Origin of the sequence: Sphingobacterium tabacisoli (assembly GCF_017908035.1) — a bacterium.
Taxonomy (GTDB): domain Bacteria; phylum Bacteroidota; class Bacteroidia; order Sphingobacteriales; family Sphingobacteriaceae; genus Sphingobacterium; species Sphingobacterium tabacisoli.
In genome coordinates this window covers 1071661-1090870 of record NZ_JAEQMU010000001.1, presented here as the reverse complement: position 1 = coordinate 1090870, position 19210 = coordinate 1071661, and the positions used below count along the sequence as shown (strand labels likewise).

Here is a 19210-nt window from a genome sequence, read left to right as displayed (position 1 = left end):
TATGACAAAATATGCATTATATAGAATAGGGAGTATCGCTCTTCTATTACTTTCTTCAGTCTTCTATGGTTGTGAAAAGTTTTTGGATGAAAAGAGCACGATGTCATTGATGTTGCCAAAAACCTACGACGATCTGCAGGCTTTGATGGACAATAACGGTAGCGTTAATACAGGGATGGGCCCGGGTTTACTAGAGGTCGGTACCGACGATTATTACCTGCTGCCCAATGTTGCCAATAGCTTACAAACTGTGGATAAGGATTTGTACTTCTGGAACAAATTTCCGGGATACACTATGTCTACAACGAATACCCAGTGGAAAAGGCCCTATATTCCTGTTTTTATTGGGAATACCGTATTGGATTACGTCGATCGTATTGATGAGAAAAATCCAGTCAAATATAATATGGTTAAAGGGGCGGCCTTATTTATTAAGTGTTACTCTTATCTTTTACTTGCGCAGGCATTTGCTCCACCTTATAGTTTAAGTGGTATGAACGATGAACCGGGGATTCCATTAAAAAATAGCAGCGATGTGGCTGAAAAAGCAAATAGAAGTACGGTAAAGGAAACTTATGAGCTTATTATACGAGATTTTAAAGATGCGATAGCTTTACTGCCCCCTGATATCGATAACAGAATGCGCCCTTCCAGACCAGCAGCTTATGCCGCGCTATCCCGTACCTATCTTATTATGGGTAGGTATCAAGAGGCAGCAGAACAGGCCGAGCTAGCATTGAAAGATTATGATGAATTGATAAATTACGGCTCTTGTGACTCCAACGCTACCCTGCCATTTAAGATGCTGAACGAAGAAACCGTATTTCATGCGGTTAGTGTCGGGTTGAATTCGTTGAACCCATCTCGGGCAACTATAGATAAAGAATTATACAGTAGTTATCAAATTAACGACTATAGAAAGAAGTTATTCTTCAATAAGCGAGCAGATGATAGCTATTCTTTCAAAGGAAGCTATACGGGATTTAATGTGCAAAATACCTTTGTTGGGTTGACCGTCCCTGAGTTATATTTGACACTAGCTGAATGTTATGCCAGACTCGGTAAAATAACGGAATCTAGAGAGGTGTTGAGCAAGCTGTTGGTGAAGAGGTACAAACCTGGTTTTGTGTTGCCTATTTTTGATAACAAAGAAGACCTTTTAGATTACGTCCTTTTAGAACGACGTAAAGAGATGTTGTTAAGAGGAGTGCGGTGGTCTGATCTAAGAAGATTGAATCAGGAACCACAACATGCAAAGGTCTTAGAAAGACTGGAAGTGGTCGGAAGTGATACGATTAAACATGTATTGAATATTGATGATAAACGGTATACCTACCTTATTCCTAGGGAGATTATTGAATTTACGGCTATTCCTCAAAATCCAAGATAAAAGAAAATGCGGGCCTAGCCCGCATTTTTTACTATTCACTTCGAAAAGCTTTTACTGCTTGATTTGTATTTTCAGAAGTTAAAGCTTCTGAAATTAAAATTTTAACAGTTTTACCTCCCGTGCCTGGTACCACATAATTTAAGTCAGGGATACTTGAATTACTTGGATCGGCTGGAGCTGTAAGCATACACACTGTTTGTGTAATGTCATCACAAGACTCAGTTGCAAATTTTGAATACTGTGAAGAATCTTGTGGATTGTTGTTTAATGGATTTAAAGCTCCATTGAAATGCCAATCCTGATCGGCAAGTACTACTTTTTCAGTAGATTTTTCTTCCGATACTTGATGTGCACGAACAGAAATGTAAGTGCCCGATGCAATAGCTAAGGCTCCCAAAGCCATTGCAAATTTCTTAATGTTGTTTAGCATGACGCTATAATTTAAATGTTTATAATCTCTTTCCTTTTATAGCCCTCGGAAAGATAAAAGGCTATTTGCTATCCGGATATGTTGATCTTTTCGTTCGATGCCTCAACATGTATCGGATGGATAGTCAAAAAGGTCTTTTGGCCGACACGCCCTGCACCCGGTGGCCTAGCCACCGAGATTCGTTGTGTTTATGTATTGCCTCAGCATGTGTTCGATTCAGAGTTATGTACTTATAGTATTATGGAGGGTTATCCAGACCTAACGAAATCCGCTGTAGATCCTCTAATGTCGGTGGGTAGCCTACTGGAAGCTTTTCGTATACACTTAAGTATCCGATTACCTCATCCGGAGGCAGCTCATTTTGCCTTTCGGCTAGTACCTCCGATAATATATCGAGGTAGCTGTCATGACTATGGCGGCTCTTGAGATTGCTAAATCGAACGACCAGCTCGCTTTGGATCCACAGGTCTTCCAATTCTACATCGCGGTAACGCCAGTCGTACCCTAATGCACCGAAAGCTTGGAGTATCCGAGCATATATCGCACTGAGATCGATATAGAGCAATACATCACTTCGTGCAGCTGTGATCCTTAGCATACAGGGATCTACTGCATTAGCCAGATCGAGATCCATACCGAGTACATAGCTTTGCTCCTCCACATCAAAGGGCTCGATGATATACTCCAGTGTCGCTTCATTGCGCTTAAAGAAAAGTCCGCTACCGCTCAGCTGAATCACGCCATGTTCGATCAGATAGACCAGCTCGGCCGCATAGTTGTGATTGCTACCTGTCCGTGTCATATAGTCTATTTCGTAGCGGCTCTTGCTGATGTACTGCCGCATGATCGGGCCGAACCTACGCTCGTAGGCGCAGGCTACCGTATCATAGGTTTTGTACAGCGCCTCGCGCTCACCTTCGATCAGCTCAAAGGGGAAGTGGTAGGGGCTGTTGTTCCAGCCCTCGGGTGCCAGCTCGTGGATCAGTTCGTCGATCTCCCGATAGAGGAGTTCCATCACCTGATACAGGATTTCGCTTTCTAGATATGTAGGTTCTCTTTTCATCTTTGAATTACACATATGGTATAATCCAAAGTTCTGCACTCGTTTTTTGAGTTTCTGCGCCCCTATAGGGGCGCAATTTTTACTTGTTTTTGGCCAAAAGCAGGAAATAGGCGCTGAAAGAAAAAATACAGCTGATCGCTAGAGTTGTCTTATGAAGGGGGATGCGATAGCTAATTATGATAATATCTTAAACATAGATGATAATATATCAAAACTATACAGTGGCAGGACTTCCTAGTTTAGTAGACTGAAATAGTATCCGATTATAATACCCTGAGAGGTATGCCTTGATAATTAAAAAAAAGGCTACTTCAAAACCGCAAAGACTTAGATGGAGCTTGTGTGCCGTGGTATGGAGTCTAGGTTAATGACAGCAGAAAATCAAACCGATCCATCAACTGGCGGATCATGAAATAAATGCGAAGCATTCATGAATTCCATCGAGAAAACAATTAAATGCACGAATAATTATTTACATATGAAAAGTATTAAAGCAGTATTGGTTCTGGCAACCATCATGATGACGGGATGTAGTCTATTTAAAAGTGATAGAATAGCGGAGACAAAACAATATCCCGAAGAAGCTCTTGGCTGGAAATTGGGCGCTCAGGCGTATACCTTCAATCGGTTTACGTTTACCGAAGCGCTCGATAAGATAGATAGCAGCGGATTACGGTATGTCGAAGCCTACCCGCAGCAGATTATAGGGGGTGGTATTGACGAAAAAATGGATTACAATATGTCCGAGAGCAGTAAACAGTATATCAGGCAACTGCTTCAGAAAAAGAATATCATATTGGAAGCATATGGGGTGATCAAGACGAACAATGATGACGATTGGGAAAAGGTATTTAAGTTTGCCAAAAGTATGGGCGTCAGAACGATAACCTGTGAACCTGAGGCACGGCTGTTGGATTATATCTCGACATTGTGCGACCGCTATGATATCCGGGTTGCACTGCATAATCACCCGAATCCCTCGTACTATTGGGATCCTGAGGTGGTTTTAAACAGTGTTAAAGACCGGAGCATCCGTATGGGGGCGGCCGCCGATATCGGACATTGGGTACGTTCGGGATTAGATCCTGTAGCCTGTCTTAAAAAACTGGAAGGCAGGATTTATCATTTACATTTTAAGGATTTAAATGAGAAAGGAAATAAGAAAGCGCACGATGTACATTGGGGAACAGGAGTCAATAATGTCCCGGGAGTGATTGCGGAATTAAAAAGGCAGCATTTTAAAGGCATGATTTCCGCAGAATATGAATATAACTGGGATAACAACATGCCAGATGTCAAAAAAAGCGTGGAGAATTTTAGAGGTTTTGTAAAAGGAGATGAGCTGTTTTTACATTTTTTGGAAAAATAGTTTAGGCTAATCTCTCAAAAATAGCTTTATTTGATTATTCATTGTACGACTAATTATACCCATGCATAATCCTTCAGTTGATAGCTCTTTGGAATCGCTTTATCTTTTAGTACAGAAAGATGACCGGAGCGCATTTGACAGGCTTTATGAAAGAACCTGGAAGGATTTGTATACCAGAGCTTTCGCGCGCTTAGGAGATGCGGATCTGACGCAGGATATTTTACAGGAGGTCTATATTGATATATGGAATAAAAGAAACGCTAGAGATATCAGACAGGTAGAGGCCTATCTTTACAACGCGGTTAAGTACAAAGTCATTGACTGTTTTAGAGCAAACAAGTATAAATTTGAAGTTATTGACGATTTTGTTGAAATTATTGCGGACAGCGAATATGCGGACTCTTCATTTGCCGCAAAGGAGTTAAGGGCTATTATCTCCTGCTGGATGGAGCAGTTGCCCAAAAAGAGAAGGGAGATCGTTAAATCTAAATTAGAGAATGACCTGTCGACTGCGGAGATCAGCGAACTTTTAAATATATCGCCGAAAACGGTTCAGAACCAGTATCTCAATTCAAAAGCAGAATTAAAAGTACTGCTTAAAAAAATATTTACTTTTTTTTTGGGAGTCTAGCTCCTTTTCTTCGACATATAGATAGACGCGTATAAACCTAATGTCTATTTTATGTCGAAGAATTCACTAAAAGAGAAGCTCCATGCTATCTTTTCGCGTTACATGCGCGGAGAAGCAACAGAATCTGAAGAAGATTTTGTGGAGACATTCTATTATAATCTAAAAAAATACGAAAAGAAAAGCGATGTCGACCCGGAAATAGGGCGGGCTTTAAAAACCGCTATCGACAGCCGCCTGGATAATCCTCCCGTTTATAAACGTGCTTCCTTGAGGCGGTATGTCCGCACATTAGCGGCGGTCTTAATAGCGACGTTAGTTTGTGGTGCGGGCTATCTTTTGTTGATCCGTGATCACGCACCCATTCTGGTGCAGCATGAGGTAGTGGAGTCTCCGGCCATAGCGGGATTACGCATTGTCAAAGACGGCGCTTCTTACGCTATGGATGGAACACTGCCCGAAGGAATATCGGTTGAAGAGATCGATCAGGAAAAAATCATTGTGGTCAGCGCGCCATCTTCATCGGGAGAGGGTAAGTCTCTTCGGCTCCACAATCCCAACCGGGAGACAATGGCGCTGCAGTTATCGGACGGTACGCAGCTTTGGCTGAATCAGGCGGCAACGATCGTAGTAGATCCCCATTTTGATCAGGGCGTACGCGACGTGCAGATCGAAGGGGAAGTTTATTTTAAGGTGAAGTCTATGCTGTCGGATAACAAGGCCGTTCCTTTTAGGGTAAAAAGCGGTTTGCAGCAGATCGAAGTGTTGGGAACTTCCTTTCTTGTGAATGCAGATGGAGCGGAAAAACAGGAAGTTACGCTCATCGAAGGTAAAGTAAAACTCAATCATCGTTTTTTTGAGAGCTCGATCATGCTTCAGCCTGATCAAAAAGCTACGGTATCCAAAGGTAATGCCCGTATCGCGGTGACTCAGGCTACCCAGGTGCACAAAATAGAAGCTTGGCGTAAAGGACTTTTCTCTTTTGAAGAAGAAAATCTGGTAGATGTTATAGGGGAGTTAGCGGATTGGTATAAGGTAGCGATCACTGTCGATCCTGCTGTACGCCAGCAGCAATACTCGGGTATCATCAGTCGCTACAGGGATATTAAGGAGGTTTTCAGATTGATCGAACTGACGAACAATATCAGAATTATCGAAAAAGGAGGAAAAATCTATGTAATGCCTATGGAATCCAAATAAACTATGGAGAAGATAGGGATGCTACGAACATCCCTATTTGATCGGTTACGAATAACCTATTTAAATTCTTACCAATTTAAACACTACAAATGTATAAAACACGAACTAATTCTCACACTAGCGGGAGGGGAAATACTTTTCTGATAAAGCTTTTCCTCGCCGGTATCTTTACGTTCTTCATTTGCATAGCTACAGTGGATGCGCAACAGGGCATTCGGATGGAGTTTAAAAGCCGGAGCATTAAGGATATTTTTAAAGAGCTACATCAGGTTGCAGGCATAAAATTTATGTACTCATCCACCGACTTTAATGCGAATAAGCTGGTTACAGCAAAGTTTGAAAACGCAAGCCTGGATCAGGTTCTCGCCAGAGTGCTTGATGGCTTACAGGTCAATTATGTCATTCAGGACAATACGGTCATTATTAAGAAAAAAGCGGGAAGTGCCACAAAGGAACAGGCGTCCCGTCTGATCAGGGGGCAGGTGAGCGATGAGAAAGGAAAGGCACTGCCCAATGTGACCATCAGGACTTCATCCGCTGGGGAGAGTATCGTATCTGATGCGCAGGGTAATTTCAATATCAGGATCGTAGACGATGCTTACCTCACCTTGACGATGCTGGGCTATGAGGCGCAGCGGCTGGAGATTGATAAACGGGAGGCTTATTCGGTTCGGATGATTCCTTCGCACCAGAAGTTAGAAGAAGTGGTGGTCAATGTAGGGTATGGTACGGTTCACAAAAGTGATCTGACAGGTGCGGTGGGACAGGTCAAGATGGACGAGCTCAATCAGGCTCCGGTGGCCTCGCTGGATCAGGCGCTGGCAGGACGTATTGCCGGGGTGCAGGTGAATAGTTATGAAGCGCAACCGGGCAGTACAGCTGAGATTACGATACGGGGAGGCAATTCCCTGACGCAGAGCAATGCACCATTGTATGTCGTTGACGGATTTCCCATGGAAGATTTTTCCATATCATCCCTGAACCCCGCTGATGTAGAATCAATCAATATTCTAAAGGATGCTTCGGCTTCGGCTATTTATGGCTCTAGAGGAGCGAATGGGGTTATTATTATTGAAACCAAAAAAGGGAAACCCGGTACCCCGGAGATCGCTTACCAAGGTTATTACGGTATACAGTCTCCGATCAAGCGGATGCAGATGATGAATCCGTACGAATTTGTCAGGTATCAGTTAGAGCTTAGTCCGGAAGGGGCCAAAAGCCTGTATCTGGACAAACCGGCGATGACTTTGGACGACTATAGGGATGCCCCCAACATCGATTGGCAATCGTTGCTTTTTCGCAATGCCCCTATGCTCAATAATATGCTTTCGGTCCGTGGTGCGAGTACGCATACCAAATATGCATTTTCGGCTTCGCACCTTAAGCAGGATGGGGTGATTGTAAATTCCGGTTTCAACCGCATGCAGTTCCGCGCGAATATGGAACAGAATATCAGCAGTAAGATCAAAACAAGCTTACAGATCAACTATGCGAAGGATAAAAACTATGGAACGCTGGCGTCGGAGATGAAATCGAGTAGCAATGCCTATGCTTCCTATCTGATGTATAGGATGTTGGGATATAGACCTGTGGCCAATGATGTTGATTTAGTAAATGAACTGATAGATCCGGAAGATGAGTTCGCAATTTTCTTAATGAACCCCCTGATTTCTACGAATAATGAAATAAGAGAAGAGACCAAGTCGGATCTTTTTGTCAGTGCGGCGCTGGATTACAGCATTACCAAAGACCTGAGTTTAAATGTACGTGGAGGTTATACCCAGCGATTTACAAAGAGCCAGGCGCTTTACAATTCACAGACTTATAAAGGCTTCAAATCGAATTGGAATCCGAATGGTGCAAATGGTTCCTATGGTGATATTGAGCTGAACAGTTGGGTGAATGAAAACCGGCTTACGTATAAAAAGAGGATCAGCCCACTTCATTATTTCGATGTGACGGGGGCTTTTACCCTGCAGGGGACCTCTTTGGACAACTACGGCTTTGAGACGGACCGGATTACCAACGAGCATTTGGGACTTCGTGCCTTAGATTATGGTATCCCCAAAAATGTGAAATCTGTTCTGACATCCAATACCTTAGCTTCGTTTTTGGGTAGGGTCAATTACAATTATAAGTCGAAGTATCTTTTTACCGGATCTGTGCGTGCAGATGGATCTTCGAAGTTTTCGAAGTCAAACCGCTGGGGCGTATTCCCTTCGGCCGCGTTGGCCTGGCAGTTGGGTAAGGAAGATTTCCTGAAAGATGTCTCTTGGATCAATGACGCCAAGTTGCGCCTGAGCTACGGTGTTACGGGGAATAACAGAATTAATGATTTTGTGCGTTTTCAGACCCTGGACATTACCGATTATTATTCTTTCGGTAACCAGGAACCCTACTACGCTGCTGTCCTGAATGGCATGGGCAATACGGATTTGAAATGGGAGAGTACGGCACAATGGGATATCGGTTATGATATGACGCTATGGAAAAATAAGATAGATCTGACCGTAGATCTCTATCAGAAAAATACTACGGACCTACTGCTCAATGCGAATATTCCACTGGCTACAGGCTTTAGCAATGTGTACAAGAATGTCGGAGAAGTACGGAATAGAGGGCTGGAAATAGCGGTACGGTCCACAAATATCCGGAATAAGAACTTTTCCTGGGAAACGGCCTTCAACATAAGTTTCAATGAAAATACGATCATGAAGCTTTCTGATGGGCAGTCCAATATTCTCTCCTGGGTCGGCTTTACAGGGGACTATAACGGTTCATTCTCTTACATAGGCAAGGTCGGGGGGCCTGCGGCTACCCTATACGGATATGTCTGGGATGGAAACTATCAGGTAGACGATTTTGATCTGGTCGGATCTACCTATGTACTGAAAGCGGGCGTACCGAACAACGGGAATGCAAGTGTACAGCCTGGTGATATCAAATATATCGATTACAATAAAGACGGTACAGTCAATGAGAAAGATATGGTAGAAATAGGGCGTGCACTGCCTAGGCATATCGGCGGTCTTCAGAATAATTTTACCTATAAGGGAATCAGTCTAGGGGTATTGTTCCAGTGGAACTATGGAAATGATATCATCAATGCAAATAGGCTGGCCTTTGAAGGAAATATGGGGAATAGGATAGGGCTTAATCAATTTGCTTCCTATGAAAACCGTTGGAGCTTGGAAAACCCCACAGATGAGAATTTTAGGATTGGAGGTTTCGGTCCTAAAGGGCGCTACTCGAGTAAGATCATCGAAGATGGTTCCTACCTGCGGCTTAAGACCGTGCAGTTGTCCTATGCTTTTCCTAAGCGGCTGAGGGGTAAACTAAAAGGATTGGAAGTGTATACCGCAGCACAGAATTTGGTTACCTGGTCAAGGTACAGTGGATATGACCCCGAGGTGTCTGTCCGTCACTCGAACCTGACTCCGGGATTTGATTACTCTTCTTATCCAAGAAGTCTGACGGTAACGGCAGGAGCTAAAGCCAATTTTTAAACGATTAAAATAAGGAACATGTTAAAGAAAATAAGATTATACGCCCCCATTGTTGCAGTTTTGGTTATACTACAGGGTTTGAGTTCCTGCAATAATTTTCTGGATATAAAGCCTGATAAATACGTCGTCTCGACCGAAAGCTATTATAAGACGGAGGAGCAGTTGGATATTGCGCTGCGTGGGGTGTACGCGGTGTTGGCAGAAACATTTGTCTACGGTAATTCGATGTTAGGACGGATGGGGCTGGAAGCGGATGAAGGCTTTATGCATTTTCCCACGGACAATGGGACGATCGGTTATTATGTGGTAAATACGACCGATGACAAGCTACTGAACCATTGGCGGGCATTGTACAGAGGGATCAGTAGAGCCAATAGTTTATTGAAAAATATCGATCAGGCGGATCTACAGGTGACTGATGAAAAACGGGAGCTGATCAAAGGGCAGGCGCTGTTCTTACGGGGCTATTATTACTTTTTGTTGGTGAGCCGGTTTGGCGGGGTGCCTATGCCGCTGGATCCGCCGGTATCCAGTGAAAATGAGGTGCTACAGTTGAAGCGGAGCACTATTAAGGAGGTCTACGCACAGGTCTTATCCGATATGGAGCATGCCGCCACCTTGGTGGAGGACATCAATACGGTAGAGTCCGCCGGAAGAGTTAGCAGATCTGCGGTATGGGCGGTGCTGGCTCGGGTCAATTTATATATGGCGGGATATCCTTTACTGGAAAAAGAGCGTTATAGCGAAGCCGCAAAATGGGCAAGGAAAGTAATTGACTTGGGTTTTCATCGGCTGAATCCTTCCTACGAAGAGGTATTTGTCAATTATGCGCAGGATAAATACGATAGCAAAGAAAGTATCTGGGAGGTCGAATTCTGGGGCAATGGTACTGGCGTTTATAACGTGACAGGAGGTAGTGTCGGTATTAATAATGGCATTGCATATTCGGCTACGGGTACCTTAGGATTTGGTTTCTCACAGGGAATGGTCAGACCACATCCCTGGCTCTACAGACTCTATGATACCGATGATAAGCGGCGCGACTGGGCTATTTCACCTTATCGGTATGGGACGAATGGCAAGGAAGCTTTTCCGGTGACCAGCTTACTTATTGAACGGTTCTGTGGTAAATTCAGAAGAGAGAATGAGTTGGTACTGCCAAAGACCAACACACAGACGCCGCAGAACTTTCCCCTGGTACGGTATTCCGATGTTTTATTGATGGCCGCAGAAGCGATCAATGAATCTGAAAATTCACCGACCAACGCGCTGGGCTTGCTGAACAAAGTGCGTCGACGTGCCAAAGGGGTGGAGGTCGAGGGCGGTGATATTACGGTAGACCTTACCGGACTTTCGTACGAAGAATTACAGCTGGAGATAAAAAATGAGCGGGCCCGGGAGTTATGTTTTGAAGCGCTCCGGAAAAATGATCTGATCCGTTGGGGGGATTTCTACGATAAGATGAAAGAACGCCTGTCTGAAGTGCCTTCGGGTACGAATACCCTGTACACCTCGATGTATAACTATTATAACAATGTCCGGGAAAGAGATGCGATGTGGCCTATACCTTCTTATGAAATGGGGGTAAACCCAAAATTGGAACAGAACCCCGGCTGGTAATTCATTTAAAAATATGGGATATATAATATCATTCACTATGGATACGCATAAATATATTGTTCTTTTCTTAGTTGTTCTTATGGGCGGAGGATGTTCCAAAGAGCTAAAGCTGGTATCTCCGGCCTTTGAGGTGAAGGCATTGCAGTCTACCGTCAAGATCGGGCAACCTGTTCAGTTTGATTTTGAAGGGGATGCTGATATCGTTACTTTTTTTTCGGGTGAATTTGGTAACGATTATTACTATTCGGATAAGGATAGTATAATCGCACTGGAGCGGTTAAATCTTTCTTTTCAGAATCAGGTCCGCGGACAAGGGGGGACGGCTCCTTTTTGTCAGGCCGATCAGTTCCATGTTTTAGTAAGCAGTGATCTTGATCTTACCGGTGTTCCGGTGGACGAACAGATGGATAAAATAAAAAAGGCAAAGTGGATTGACCTGAGCGAAAACTATGCTTGGAGTCCGCTGAATTGCAGTAGCACCAATCCTTATATTGCTTCCGGAGTATATAATATTGCCGCGCACATTACGAAAAACAAAAGAAACTACATCGCCTTCCGTTATACCAATCGGCCGAATACGATGGCTAACGGTAAGTCGGCAATATGGCGATTTCAGGCGCTGACATTAAGTGCGGTCACGCCACTGGGCACCACCGTATTGATGACGCAGGGCAATGCCGGTTGGAAACCTTTTTATGAAGGGGGGATCGCATCCTGGATGTCGAACTCATTTGACTTGTCAGCGAGTTCCTCCGCAGTTACGATGCGGGGCCCACTGACTACGACGGAGACGTATGAAATGTGGTGCTTGAGTAATCCATTTGTGATTACCGATACCAACCTCGGCCACAACCCGGGGGTGGCAGTTAAAAGTTTTATTGATAAACCGATCCGTAGCTATAGTCACACCTATAAGAAGGCAGGCCGGTACGAAGTGGTCTTTATTGCGATGAACGCGAATAAAGACGGTAAAAATGAGGTTCTCCGCACATTACAGATCACCGTTGAACCTTAATGGAATGAGGAGAAGTGCTATTGTTTACACTATTTCGTTCGTGCTGCTGGCGAGCAGTCTGTTCGCACAACATAGGCAGGTGGAGCCACTACGCTATCCGGAGGATACCATTTCTGACTTTGGTTTTGGACTGGATATCAAACCCGTTGTCCTGTCTAATGGGGATCTTTTGATGCATATAGCCCTACTGGGCAATGGATTTTACCGAAGTAAGTTTATTGGCCGGACCGAAGATGGTTCCTTATGTTATGGCCGGCCCGAACGGCTGGATGAGCTGAGTAAGCTGTATAGCCTGGCGAGATCCATCGTGGTTCATGGTGAGATATTCTACTTTTTTATGGATAGCAGGAAGAAGCAATGGTGGCAGGTTGAATTTGACAGTGCGGATAATCTGGCGATCAAAACGGCTAGACCTATACTGATCGGTGGTGAACCCCTGATTGGAGGCGATTTCACGATTGTACATAATCGGGAAGGTACCTTTCTGGTTAAATACTCTTACTTAAACGAAGGGAAGTCCTACTGGCCGGGTAAAAGTAATCCATGGGTCTACCCTCCAAATACGGAGATTGGATTTGGGAAAGGTTTCGACGACAAGGGGATTTGGTTGGGTGACAAAAACAAAGCGCAGCTCAGCTTTGCGGAAGTAAGCAATCTTAAGGAATGGCAGTTTGGTAATTACAGGAAGGTGCAGCTCAACGGCGAACCTTTTACGTTGGAGTTTTATCAGAGTCCTTCCAAGATTTATGAGGCCGAAATCGCTACTGGTAAGGAGCAACAGTTGTTGCTTACCTGGGGAGTGGACCGCATGAGTTTATACGATACGGGTATTATTGATGGTACACTTCATCTTTTTGAAAAGAAAATGCCCAAGGGGATACCGGCTGTGACCCAGGAGGTTTATAGTGGAGCATATGCAACATCTACCCGGGCACTTTACCCGCATCAAAAAGATAGGTTTGGTTTTATCCTTGGTGGCAACCCTGGAATATTGGTTGAATATTACTATGATTTCAATAAAAAGGAGTGGGCTATCCGACCAGTAAAAATGAAGGGAGGTGACCTGCATATACAGACGCTGGCGGCAGTGCAGTGGGTGGACTGGGATGGCGATGGTATCGAAGATATTATAGGGGGGGACGCTTCGGGCTTTATCTGGTTCTTCAGGAATAAGGGAACCAGCGATTCGCCGCTATGGGAAGTCGGTGTTAAGCTACAGGCCGGAGACCGTATCATACAGCACCAGGCCGGAGAAAGGGGCTCTATACAGGGGCCAAATGAGCGAAGATGGGGATATATACAGCCATTGGTGGTCGATTGGGATGGCGATGGTCTGCCGGATATGGTATGTAATGATGTGACGGGAGTCTATCAATGGTATCGTAATGTCGGAGATAAGCATCTGCCAAAGCTCGCTGCGGCGCAGCCCCTCAGGTATGGTCATGGTACTTTTAAAGGTGCCTGGCGGAGTAAGCCGGCCACTCTTCCCGCTAAATACTTAGCGTCGAAAGACGGGCTTTCATCCCTGCTTGCTATCAATAGTCAGGGGCTATTGTGCCGTTATGACCGTAGTACGGCCGATGTAGGGCTTTTGACCCGCGAGGAGGTTTTGAAGTGGCAGAATGGTACCCCGGTCAAGATTGTAGGTGAGGCGGGTCATGAGGGACGGGCTACGCTGTCTATCTGTGATTTTGACCAGGATGGACGCTGGGATATTCTATTCGGACAAGGGGTACATCTCTTTCAGTCTAGGGAAGTGGCAGAAGCGAAGCCTTATGCGACAGCCTACCTGATGCGAAATGTGGGAACGAATGAAGAGCCGCTGTTTGATCGCCCGCAGGCACTGTGTCATGATGAAGGGCAGCCCATTAACATGGATCGTCACGGCTGTTGGCTCAGTCCGGTAGAGACTAAAGATGGAGCAGTTAAAGATCTTTTGGTGGGTGGAGAAGACGGTCGGTTCTATTTGTTTAAAAATATAAAGATATGCCCATAGGGACGTCTTGACAATTGTTGATACACCTTTTTAAATCTATTTTAACCATGAAGCGTAAAATTTTTTTAAATGTTTTTCTGTTCGCATTCCTACTCCAATCCTGCGATAGCCTGATGATGGAAAGCGAACAGCTGATCGTGATGGCTGATCGTATTCAGACTGATTCTTTATGGATCAGCGAAGTAAAATACCAACCGGCGGAGACTGGGATGTTTTTGGGAAGTCCCAGTTTATTGCGGTTGGACAATGGGGATATCCTGGCCTCGCACGATTACAACGGGCCGAGCTCAAATACTACAGCGGTATACCGGTCTACGGACAATGGCCAGAGCTGGTCACACATTACGGACATTGTGGGATTATTCTGGGCTAATCTTTTTGAGCATGACGGCAATATTTATTTTTTAGGCACGAATGCGGGTACCGGTGTCACGGCACGTACGATTGTTCTTTGCCGGTCTACCGATCAGGGCGCCACTTGGGGTACGCCAATAACGCTGTTCGATACTGATATCCCAGGACAGCCCGTACGTTATCACGGTGCACCGACTCCTGTTGTCAAGAACAATGGCCGTCTATATCGTGCATTTGAAGGTCTTGATACGCGTTATAACTGGACGAGGGGATATCGGGCTTTTGTTATCTCTATCGATGAAAATGCGGATCTGACGACGGCATCCAATTGGAAAATGAGTACTAAAGTAACGTATAATGAGGGATGGGATCCGCCCGGATCGGAGGCGACTACGGGATGGATCGAAGGAAATGCCGTGGTAGATCCTAGTGGTAATCTGGTCAATATTATCCGGGTGAATTCGGTTCCTTTTATCGATAAAGCGGCCATTATCCGGGTCAATAATACGGGAGATTCTGCAACATTCACGTCCGATGATTTTATTACGTTTCCAGGAGGTCTGCACAAGTTCGTTATTCGGAGAGATGCGGTTACAGGTGTCTATTTAGCTATGGCTAATACGAATACCAATTCCAATTACCCACAGCAACGCAATGTGCTTTCGCTCTATGTGTCGGCAAATCTGAGGCAGTGGCACCATGTGACTACGCTTATGGAGGATGATCAGGGCTTACCATTTTCAGTATCTGTTGCCAAGACTGGGTTTCAATATCCGGATTGGCAGTTTGATGGGGATGATTTGATTTATCTGGTTAGGACTTCCTATGGAGGGGCATACAACTACCACAATGCGAATCGTATTACGTTTGGTAGGCTTAAAAATTTTAGATCGCTCATTACTGTGCCTACCGACACGGGGCTGTTTGGCCCTGCGGAGAACGTGCCTGCCAGTCTGCTGGGGAGTGTCGGTTATGTCCGTTCGGGTAATTATCCTGCACAGCAGGTCTATGCGACGGTTAGAGCGGCAGATGGCAGGGTATGGCTCCGTCAGAATCTTGGTGCAGACTGGATTGCCAGGAGCAGTACAGAGGGGCAGAGTTTTGGTGGTCACTATCAATGGGGTAGAACCGGCGATGGACATGAATGGAGCTCGTCGGCACTAGCGGCACCTCCAGCGCCCAATAATCCGATGGGCCTGCTATCGGGGGGTAATTTACCTTTTTACGGCGGTACGACGGTTTGGTGGAGTCAGGGGATCTCGACCGATCAATGGACAGCTTCTACGGTAGCTCAGGTTACAGCCACGAATGGATGTGATCCCTGTAGACAGTTGGGAGCAAATTGGCGCCTGCCTACTAATGCGGAGTGGCAACAGGTTATTCTGTCTGAGAATATCAGTAATGCTGCCACGGCCTTTAACTCGAGTTTAAAGTTACCAAAGGCAGGGTACCGGTTGGGAAGCAATGGAACCTCGTATTACTCGAATGGACGCTACTGGAGCAGCAATGCGCACCCGACAGTTGTCGGAGCAGCAGTGGCACTGCATTTTACAGATACGGATATCAATACATCGCTGGCACTCTCCCGTTCGGGAGGTTTAAGTATCCGCTGTATACGGACGCCATGATATTCGAGATATAACCAATAGATTAAAAAAAAGAATATGAATAGAAGAGGATTTATATACCGTCTGGCTATTATCTCACCTTTGCTAGCGTTTAAGCTGGGGTGTACGGCTTCAAAATCGGAATGGGAGCTGATCAGTGGCTTCGTGAAAGATGTCCGGAATGTTATTCTACCGTCTGGAGATAATATTACGATGGAAGAGCTGTCGCTCGAACGTTTTGTATTGACTATGCTGCAGGACTGCTTCAGTCCTGATGAGCAGCAGCGTTTTTTTGAAGGTAGAGGCGCGCTGGATCGATACTGTGATAAACATTATAAGCGCATTTTTGAAGATCTTAATAGCGAAAATAAGCTGGCAATAATCAGCAGGTTAAATGCTAAGGACAAAGAGATGGATAAAGAAACATTGTTCCTCTTTGGAAAGATCAAAGCTAAAATTATACAGGGATTTCAACAGTCCGAATTGATGATGAAAGATCGAAAAAGGTACGAATTGGTGCCGGGCCGATATAATGGATATTATAAGATTGCATAGAATGGAAAATAAAGATTATAAATACGATGCTATAGTCATAGGATCGGGTATAAGTGGAGGATGGGCCGCTAAGGAACTATGTGAGAAAGGGCTGAAAACCTTGGTCTTAGAAAGAGGCCGGGATGTTACACATATCAAGGACTATCCGACGACAAATATGTACCCCTATGAGTTCGTACACCGTATGGAGCAACCTTATGCTGTTAAACAGGAAAATCCTATTGTAAGCCGGTGTTATGCCTTTCGGGAGGATACGGCCCACTTTTTTGTAAAAGATAAAGAGCATCCTTATATACAGGATAAGCCATTTGATTGGATCCGGGGTTATCAGGTAGGGGGCAAATCCCTACTATGGGCCCGACAGACACAGCGATGGAGTGATTATGATTTTGAGGGGCCGGCGAGAGATGGTTTTGCGGTGGATTGGCCCATCCGTTACAACGATATCAAGCCCTGGTACGATTATGTCGAAAAATTCATCGGTGTCTCGGGTAATAACGACGGACTGGCCACATTGCCTGACGGCTATTTCCAAAAAGCGTATCCGCTGAATATTGTCGAACAGTTTTTCAAAGATAGGATTAAAACAGGCTATAGCGATAGACATGTGATCAGCGCACGCTGTGCGCACCTTTCTGATCCTTCGTCGGTGCAGATCGCTCAGGGACGGGTACAGTGCCAGAACCGTAAGCTCTGTGAGCGGGGATGTCCTTTTGGGGGATATTTCAGTTCCAACTCGAGTACGCTACCTGTAGCCGCAAAGACTGGAAACCTGACATTGCGCCCTCATTCTGTAGTGTCCTCGATTATATTTGATGAGGTAACACAGAAAGCTAAAGGTGTAGTGGTGGTGGATTCAGAGACCAACGAGGTAATGGAGTTTGAAGCGAGGATTATTTTTGTGTGCGCATCGACGATAAACACGAATCTGCTCTTGCTTAATTCGACCTCCGCAAGCCATCCCAATGGTTTAGGGAATAGTTCTGGAGTACTGGGGCAGTATTTAGCTTTTCACAATTACAATGCGAGTATCCGTGCGGCATATACCGGACATCTGGATTACCGTACCGACGGCAAAAATCCTGCCGGTGGGGGCTATATACCCCGGTTTCGGAATGTAGTGAAACAGGAAACCTCATTTTTGAGAGGCTATGCGACGACGGTCGGAGCGAGCCGTCCCGAAACGATCGATAGTGCTGCAATGGGAGACCAGTTACGGCAAAGTCTATTGAACCCTACATTGGGTGACTGGCGCGTAGGAAGTCATATGATGGGGGAGACTATTCCGAAAATAAGCAATACGGTATCGCTATCTACGACTGAAAAGGATAAATGGGGTATTCCATTGATTCGTATTGCTATTGATTATGATGATAATGACCGCCTGATGACGCAGGACTATCTCGAACAGATGGCTGAAATGTTTGAATATGCAGGGTTTAAAAATATCGAAACAAACATCCGGAATCAGGCTCCGGGTTTAGACATTCATGAGATGGGAGGCGTCCGGATGGGACTGGATCCGAAAAGCTCGATATTGAATAAATGGAATCAGATGCACGAGTGCAAAAATGTGTTTGTCACGGATGGATCTTGTATGACTAGTGTCTCTACACAAAATCCATCGTTGACTTTTATGGCTTTGACAGCTAGGGCAGTCGATTACGCTGTTAATGAGATGAAAAAGATGAATCTGTAAAGTCTCTTTCCGTTTTATGAGGTGTATGCTCTATCGCTTAGGCTTGCCTGTAGCATAGCGGTAGGTGGCCCGGCTAATACTGCGTCGGGATATATCAAGCAAGTCCTGCTGTTCGGTTTGGCTCAAGGAGGTATGGAGTTCTGGCAAGGTCTCGGCAAAGCATATATACCTGGATTGGGGATCTTTGATCGTATGGCTTTGTCGCAATCGGGCCAATTGACGTTTCTTTTTGTTGGACAGGGCGTATAGCATGCCGTCTAGGCTGGCATCATCCCGCATAAAACGTTTAATCTGTTCGTAGCTGATGGTAATGATTTTGCTGGGTCTCAAGGCCTTGATGTCGCCCGTAGCTGGGGTATTCGAGTAGAGATGTTCGGTAGACATCAGCGCCATCTGTGGTACGCCGACAGAGAATATAGATCGTTTTGTCTTAGGCTCTTCCTGCTTGTCTATCTCTTTTGACTTCTTTTTATTCAAAGGGATTTCAGTGGTATGGACACGGCCAATCAGCCCGCTACATACGTAGAAGACCTGTTTTTCGCCCAGCGTAGAGTCGTACACCGATTTGCCTCGAGCATAGGAGCTATAAGTCGCATGCCGCTCTATCCAGGACTTATGGTAGGGCTGTATGTCCGTGTATTTGGCCCAATGGGCTAAGAAGCCGTCGATGGCTTTTTGTTGTGCTTTTGTCATGGTTTTGAGGTTATATAAAGTTATAAAGTTATAAGGTTATGGAGGTTAAAAGGTTATGAAAGTGATGATAGTTATGGAGGTTATG

General features: G+C 45.0%; 14 protein-coding genes. 11 read left to right on the top strand and 3 right to left on the bottom strand.

The genetic code is table 11. The features are described 5' to 3' along the window. Window position 1 precedes the first annotated feature (1 nt). The gene (locus JKG64_RS04545) at window positions 2-1390 is read left to right on the top strand and encodes a RagB/SusD family nutrient uptake outer membrane protein (RefSeq protein WP_210353145.1); all 1389 of its coding nucleotides are present in this window, start codon (window positions 2-4) and stop codon (window positions 1388-1390) included. Between the two features lie 31 nt (window positions 1391-1421). Here the strand turns inward: JKG64_RS04545 and JKG64_RS04540 are convergent, their stop codons facing one another. Further along, window positions 1422-1820 carry a hypothetical protein gene (locus tag JKG64_RS04540; RefSeq protein WP_210353144.1) on the bottom strand — a complete coding sequence of 133 codons (399 nt, stop codon included), beginning with the start codon at window positions 1818-1820 and terminating at the stop codon, window positions 1422-1424. 238 nt (window positions 1821-2058) lie between these two features. Further along, window positions 2059-2883, bottom strand: coding sequence for a hypothetical protein (locus JKG64_RS04535; protein ID WP_210353143.1), 825 nt, complete (start codon window positions 2881-2883; stop codon window positions 2059-2061). A gap of 478 nt (window positions 2884-3361) precedes the next feature. Between JKG64_RS04535 and JKG64_RS04530 the strand changes: the two genes are divergently transcribed. The 10 genes from JKG64_RS04530 (at window position 3362) to JKG64_RS04485 (ending at window position 18432) form a co-directional block, all read left to right on the top strand. Beyond that, window positions 3362-4252 (top strand): sugar phosphate isomerase/epimerase family protein, encoded by an 891-nt coding sequence (locus JKG64_RS04530; protein ID WP_210353142.1) that lies wholly within the window; start codon window positions 3362-3364, stop codon window positions 4250-4252. Window positions 4253-4313: 61 nt separating this feature from the next. After that, window positions 4314-4883, top strand: a complete 570-nt coding sequence (locus JKG64_RS04525; RefSeq protein ID WP_210353141.1) for an RNA polymerase sigma factor — start codon at window positions 4314-4316, stop codon at window positions 4881-4883. Between the two features lie 51 nt (window positions 4884-4934). Then, window positions 4935-6080, top strand: a complete 1146-nt coding sequence (locus JKG64_RS04520; protein WP_210353140.1) for a FecR family protein — start codon at window positions 4935-4937, stop codon at window positions 6078-6080. Window positions 6081-6169: 89 nt separating this feature from the next. Next, window positions 6170-9586: a TonB-dependent receptor gene (locus JKG64_RS04515; RefSeq protein WP_210353139.1), complete on the top strand. Its 3417-nt coding sequence runs from the start codon at window positions 6170-6172 to the stop codon at window positions 9584-9586. Between the two features lie 18 nt (window positions 9587-9604). After that, window positions 9605-11206 carry a RagB/SusD family nutrient uptake outer membrane protein gene (locus tag JKG64_RS04510; RefSeq protein ID WP_210353138.1) on the top strand — a complete coding sequence of 534 codons (1602 nt, stop codon included), beginning with the start codon at window positions 9605-9607 and terminating at the stop codon, window positions 11204-11206. Between the two features lie 13 nt (window positions 11207-11219). Next, window positions 11220-12221 (top strand): DUF5017 domain-containing protein, encoded by a 1002-nt coding sequence (locus JKG64_RS04505; protein WP_210353137.1) that lies wholly within the window; start codon window positions 11220-11222, stop codon window positions 12219-12221. A gap of 4 nt (window positions 12222-12225) precedes the next feature. Continuing rightward, window positions 12226-14217: an FG-GAP repeat domain-containing protein gene (locus tag JKG64_RS04500; RefSeq protein WP_210353136.1), complete on the top strand. Its 1992-nt coding sequence runs from the start codon at window positions 12226-12228 to the stop codon at window positions 14215-14217. Window positions 14218-14264: 47 nt separating this feature from the next. Beyond that, window positions 14265-16199 carry an exo-alpha-sialidase gene (locus tag JKG64_RS04495; RefSeq protein ID WP_210353135.1) on the top strand — a complete coding sequence of 645 codons (1935 nt, stop codon included), beginning with the start codon at window positions 14265-14267 and terminating at the stop codon, window positions 16197-16199. Between the two features lie 36 nt (window positions 16200-16235). Continuing rightward, window positions 16236-16733 (top strand): gluconate 2-dehydrogenase subunit 3 family protein, encoded by a 498-nt coding sequence (locus JKG64_RS04490; protein ID WP_210353134.1) that lies wholly within the window; start codon window positions 16236-16238, stop codon window positions 16731-16733. Window position 16734: 1 nt separating this feature from the next. Beyond that, window positions 16735-18432 (top strand): GMC oxidoreductase, encoded by a 1698-nt coding sequence (locus tag JKG64_RS04485; RefSeq protein WP_210353133.1) that lies wholly within the window; start codon window positions 16735-16737, stop codon window positions 18430-18432. Between the two features lie 30 nt (window positions 18433-18462). Here JKG64_RS04485 and JKG64_RS04480 read toward each other — a convergent pair whose 3' ends face one another. Next, complete coding sequence (locus tag JKG64_RS04480; RefSeq protein ID WP_210353132.1) at window positions 18463-19125, bottom strand: cyclic nucleotide-binding domain-containing protein; 663 nt, start codon at window positions 19123-19125, stop codon at window positions 18463-18465. Window positions 19126-19210: the final 85 nt, after the last annotated feature.